This window comes from Sandarakinorhabdus sp. (assembly GCF_040398645.1).
Lineage (GTDB): Bacteria > Pseudomonadota > Alphaproteobacteria > Sphingomonadales > Sphingomonadaceae > Sandarakinorhabdus.
In genome coordinates this window covers 1-5,380 of sequence record NZ_JBBATR010000094.1, presented here as the reverse complement: position 1 = coordinate 5,380, position 5,380 = coordinate 1, and the positions used below count along the sequence as shown (strand labels likewise).

The window sequence follows — 5,380 nt, the reverse complement described above, 5'->3', positions numbered from 1 at the left end:
TCGTGCCGTTCGCCATCGTCACCAGCGCAGTGCCCAGCGCCGCGTTGTTGCCAACCGTCACCGTGCCAACGTTGATGAAGCTACCGCCGCTGAAGCTGTTGCCAGCGTTCAGCACCAGATTGCCGCTGCCGATCTTGGTGACCGAGCCAGCGCCATCGATGACACCGTCCAGCGTGAAGATATTGCCCGCCGTGTCGACGGTGCCCAGGCCATTGGTGGTGATCGCATTGGCCAGCACGAGGCCAGCCGCGCCCGACGCCAGCGTGGTGCCGCCCGCCATGGTGAGTGCGCCGGTGCCCAGTGCCGCATCGTCGGCCACCGTCAGACGGCCTTCGTCGAGGGTGACGCCGCCGCTGTTGAGATTGGCGTTGGTCAGGATCAGATTGCCGGAACCGACCTTGTTGAGCGCCTGCGCGCCGCTGATCACGCCGCTGTAGGTGGTGGTGAAGGTGGCGACATCGAAGGTGCCGACATCGTTGAGCACGACGGCGTTGCCGATGTTGAGGTCAGCCGCGCCCGACAGCAGCACCACCTGGCCGTTCACATCAACCTGGCCGCTGCCCAGCGCGGAGCTGGTGCCCAGTGTGACCGTGCCGTCGAGCAGGATCGAGCCGCCGGCATAGACGTTGTTGCCGTTGAGGATCAGGTTGCCGGTGCCCAGCTTGGTGAGCGGACCGGTGCCGCCGATCACACCCGACAGGGTGAGGTCAAACGCCTGCGTGTCGATGTTGACCGTGTTGATCAGGAAGATGTTGTTGGCGATGGTGCGGCCGTTGATGCCGGCAACCAGCGAGGTCGCATCGTTGAAGAAGGCATCGCCGGTGCCCAGCGCCAGATTGTTGCCAACCACGACCGAACCGGCTTCCACAGTGGTGCCGCCGGCGTAGCCGTTGGCGCCGTTCAGCACCAGGCTGCCTGCGCCCTGCTTGATCAGCACGCCAGGGCCGGACAGCACGCCGCCCAGCGTGACCGTGTTGCCGTTGCTGTCGATGTTGCTCTGGCCGTTCAGCGTCATGGCGTTGGCCAAGCTGACGCCGGCATCGGCGCGCAGCGTGGTGCCGCCGGTGAAGACCAGCGAACCAAGGCCGAGCGCAGCATCGCTGGTGACAGCCAGCGTGCCATTGTTCAGGTTCACATTGCCGGTGAGCGTGTTGTTGCCGCCCAGCACCAGCGTGCCGGCGCCCTGCTTCATCAGCACGCCGGTGCCGGCGATGGTGGCGTTGATCGTTGCAGTCAGTGCCGCATCGACACTGATGAAGCTGCCGGTCACCGCGTTGGTCGTCAGGCTGCCGCCGGCGTTGGCCAGCGTGTAGCCATCAGCCTGGAAGCCCAGACCAGCAAACGCAAACGGCGATGCCACATCAACTGTGCCAGCGGTGCCGCCAAAGATGCCAACGGCGTTCGGCTGCCACGTGGCGTTCACTTCACCCGGCGCATTGCCGGCCCAGTTGGTGTTGGTGGTGCTCCACACGCCATTGCCGCCCTGGCCCAGCGGCGCGCCCGGCGCCTGGCCGGTGAAATCGGTGCCATCCCAATTCAGCACGACGCTGCCGGGGCCAGCGACGACCAGGTTGATCTGCTGCGCCGTCGCATTGTGCTGAACAGTGCCGGTCAGCGCATTGGGCAACAGGCCATTGATGGTCAGGCCATTGTCGGTGAGCGTGCCGTAGCTGAACAGATTGTAGATGCCGAGGCCGAAGCTGCCGCCGACCGTTTCGGACACATTGAGCAAGCCATCGAGCACGAGATTGCCCGTCACGATCACACGGTCATTGAGCAGGCCACCAATCGTGTTGGCTGCGCCCAGATCGAAATTCACATTGGTGAATGCGTCCAGCGACAGATTGCCGATGGTCAGCGTGCCCGGCCCCGATGCGATGCCCGGGTTCAGATCGGCGCCGTTGGCCACAGTGACCGAGCCGGCGATGCTGCCGGTGCCGCCGATGCGTGCGCCGCCGGCGACCACATAGGTGGCTGCCGCGTTCACGAAGCTGCCGTTCACCAGCACAGTGCCATCATTGATGGCGAAATTGCCGCCATAGCTGGAACCCGCGCCCGTGAAGGTCACGGTGCCGTCGTTCACCTTGAACAACTGGCCGTTGCCGCCCACCGCGCCGGAGAGCACGAGATTGCCGGCACCGCCGACCGAATGCTGGAAGTCGTTGACGTTGACCGCGTTGACCAGCGAGCGCGTGGTGCCGACGTTGGTGTTCTGGATGCCGGCGCCAAAGGCGTTCAAATTGACCGTGCCGGTGCCCAGGGCATTGTTGGCGTTGGCATAAGCAATGACGCTGCCAAGGTTGACGCCGCCGGTGAAGCTGTTGGTGCTGTTGAACGCAATGCTGCCGGCGCCATTGGCCAGGAAGCCCAGCGTGTCGATGCCGCCATCGCCGCTGATCACGCCGTCCAGCACCAGCGCGGTGCCATTGGTGGTCAGCGCGCCGGTGGTGACGTTCACGCCATAGTTGCTGCCGAGCAGGTTGATGGTGGTGTTGCCGCCAGCGCCCAGCACGATGTTGTTGGCCAGAGTCAGAGCCGGGGTGTTGATTGCCAGCCCGGCAATCAGCGTCGTGCCGGCGGTGGTGGTCAGCACACCTGCGCCGATGGCAGCGCCATCGTCGATCTGCAGCGTGCCGGCGTTCAGCAACGTCGCGGCATAGCCGTTGGTGCCGGTCAGGATCAGCGTGCCGGCGCCCGTCTTGGTGAGGGAATTGGCACCGGCGATCACGCCGTCAAACCGGTTGGTGTTGGCATTGGTGTTGATCGTTCCCGCCGCATCCAGCGTGACCGTCTTGGCGGTGCTGAAGCTGCCCAGCGTTTCCAGTGCGCCAGGAACTGCCGAGAAGCGGATGTTGCCGCTGCCCAGCGCACCATCGGTTGCGACTGCAACCGTGCCGGCCGTGATGTTGGTGCCGCCCGAATAGCTGTTGCCGGCATTGCCGAGTTCCAGGCGGCCGACGCCGAACTTCTCGAGATTGGCGCCGCCGGCCACTGTGCCGTTCAATGTCGTCGAACCAATTCCAACGCCCAGCTGCACTATGCCCGACGTCAGGGTGAAGTTGTTGGCGACGGTCAGGCCGCCGCTGAAATTGCCGAACGTCGTGTCAGCCATGGTCACCGCACCGGTGCCAAGCGAGCCATTTTGAGTCGCGCCGAAGCTGCCGACCTGCACGTCGGTGCCGCCATTGTAGGTGTTGTTGGTTGTCAGCTGGAGCTGGCCGGTGCCGGTTTTCACCAGCGCACCGCCCGAAATCACCGCATTCTGGGTGAACAGGCTGCCGGTCACATCAAACGTCGCGCTGCCGGTGATGGCCACGGCGTTGAAGTGTTCGATTACCGGGGTGGCGTTCACGCTGCGCAGCGTGGTGCCATTGGCCAGGTTGACCATACCGGAGCCGGTGGCGAAATTGGCCGCCAGGGTCAACACGCCGCCGGTCACATTGGTGCCGCCGGAGTAGGTATTGACCGTCGTTACAATCAATTCGCCAGCGCCGCCCTTGGTCAGGCCATTGACACCGCTGATCCCCACACCAACCGTCGCGACCCCGTTGACCACATTGATCACGGAGTTGTTCACGTTGAGGGCACCAAGCCCACCCAGCGTGTAGCCCGCGGTCACGAAGCTCATCTGGTCGAAGTTGATGACGCTCGCCACATCGACGCTGCCGACAGCGCCGCCAAACTCGATATCGTCGGTGGCATTGTTGCCATAGGCGAGGTTGAACGTGCCGTTGGAATTGGTGAAATTGGTGTTGGTCAGGTTGAAAATGCCATTGCCGCCATCGATCGTGCCATCGGGCGCAAGATCGGTGCCATCCCAGCGATAGGTGCCGGTGAAGGCAAGGTTCAACTGGACGATGCCGGCACCCGAAGCGACCGGGCCAGCCAGGATCGAGTAGGTCACGTCAACCGGCGGCGCTGTCGCCACCGTCAGGTCATTGTTTGCGAGCAGATTGCCATAGGTGATGATCGTCCGGTTGCCGACGCCGACATTGAAGCCGGGCAGACCCGTGATGTTGAGCACGCCGTTCAGCGTCAGATCGTTGGTCACCACGATCAGATCGGCACCGGTGCCGGGCACCGCAGCGAGACCGGCGAGTTCGAAATTGAGAGCCGTGGTGTCGTTGAGCACCAGGCTGCCGAAGTTCAGCGTGCCGGGGCTGTTGCCCGGGCCGACGATGGCATCATTGGCAAAGGTGACCGTTCCGGCGGCGGAGCCGGTGCCGACAATCGCGGCACCCGCAGCAACATTGACGTTGCCGCTGATGCTGCCCTGCAGATCAAGGGTGCCCACATTGACGTTGGTGTCGCCGGCATAGCTGTTGGTGCCACCAAGGATCAGCGTGCCTGTGCCGATCTTGATCAGGCCGCCGGCGTCAGATTTGTCACCCGACAGCGTCAGGGTGAAGGCCTGGGTATCAACCGTCAGGTCGCCGATGAAGATCTCGAAGCTGTTGCCAAAGCTGAGATCGGCGGCGGCAGCGCGCAGCGTGCCGCTGCCCAGGACTTGCACGATCCCAGCACCAAGCGCGCCATTGGCGGCGACCGCGAGGGTGCCGCTGCCCAGTTGAACAAAGTTGAACGCATTGGATCCGTTGCCCAAAGTCAGCGTTCCGGGGCCGGCTTTGAAGAGTGCATCGGCGGTCGTCACGCCGCTCAGCGACACGTCGTTGGCGCCGATCACGACGAAGGCAGCGCCAACGGCGTCTACGGTGTTGGCAAAGCTCAACGCCGAACCACTGTTGTTGGCGATCCCGCCAGCATCAGTGATCAGCAAGGTCCCGTTGCCGAGCGACGTCGCATCAACCAGATTGAGCACTGCATCGCGAAGCGCGACACTGCCGGTGAAGCCGCTGGTGTTGGCAAGTGTCGCCGAACCACCTCTGAAGCTCAATGTGCCGGCGCCGGTAGCCGGCCCACTGACGGTCAACTGGGTGCCGGAAATGGTCGCTGTGCCGGCGGTGTCGACTGTGAATCCGCCGTTCAGGGCGATGTTTCCGGTGCCCGTGGCCACAGACACCGCGTTGGTCAGCGTGATCGCCTGGTCGCCGCCGATCCCGGCGCGCAGCGTTGTGCCATCGGCAAGCGCAATCGCACCCGAACCGATCGCGGCGCCATCGTCGATCGCCAGCGTGCCGGCGTTGATGTTGGTGCCGCCGGTGTAGCTGTTGGTGCCGGTCAGCGTGACCGTGCCCGGGCCGTTCTTCGCGATCGCACCCGCACCGCTGCCGTCGGCAATGATGCCCGACAACGTCAAAACGTCACCCGCACCTTGCGTCAACAGGCTAGCCGAACCAGTTATCGTCACGGCGTTGCCGACGGTGAATGTGCCGCCAGCCGTCGCAAGTTGCGTACCGTCCGCCATGGCCACCGTGCCGGT

Annotated in this window: 1 protein-coding gene; it reads right to left on the bottom strand. The window is 64.2% G+C overall.

Annotation, left to right across the window (positions count from 1 at the left end; translation table 11 throughout):
• Window positions 1–5,380, bottom strand: a 5,380-nt coding sequence (locus ABWP50_RS13110) for a beta strand repeat-containing protein (RefSeq protein ID WP_353218433.1), incomplete at both ends; no start/stop codon positions are given.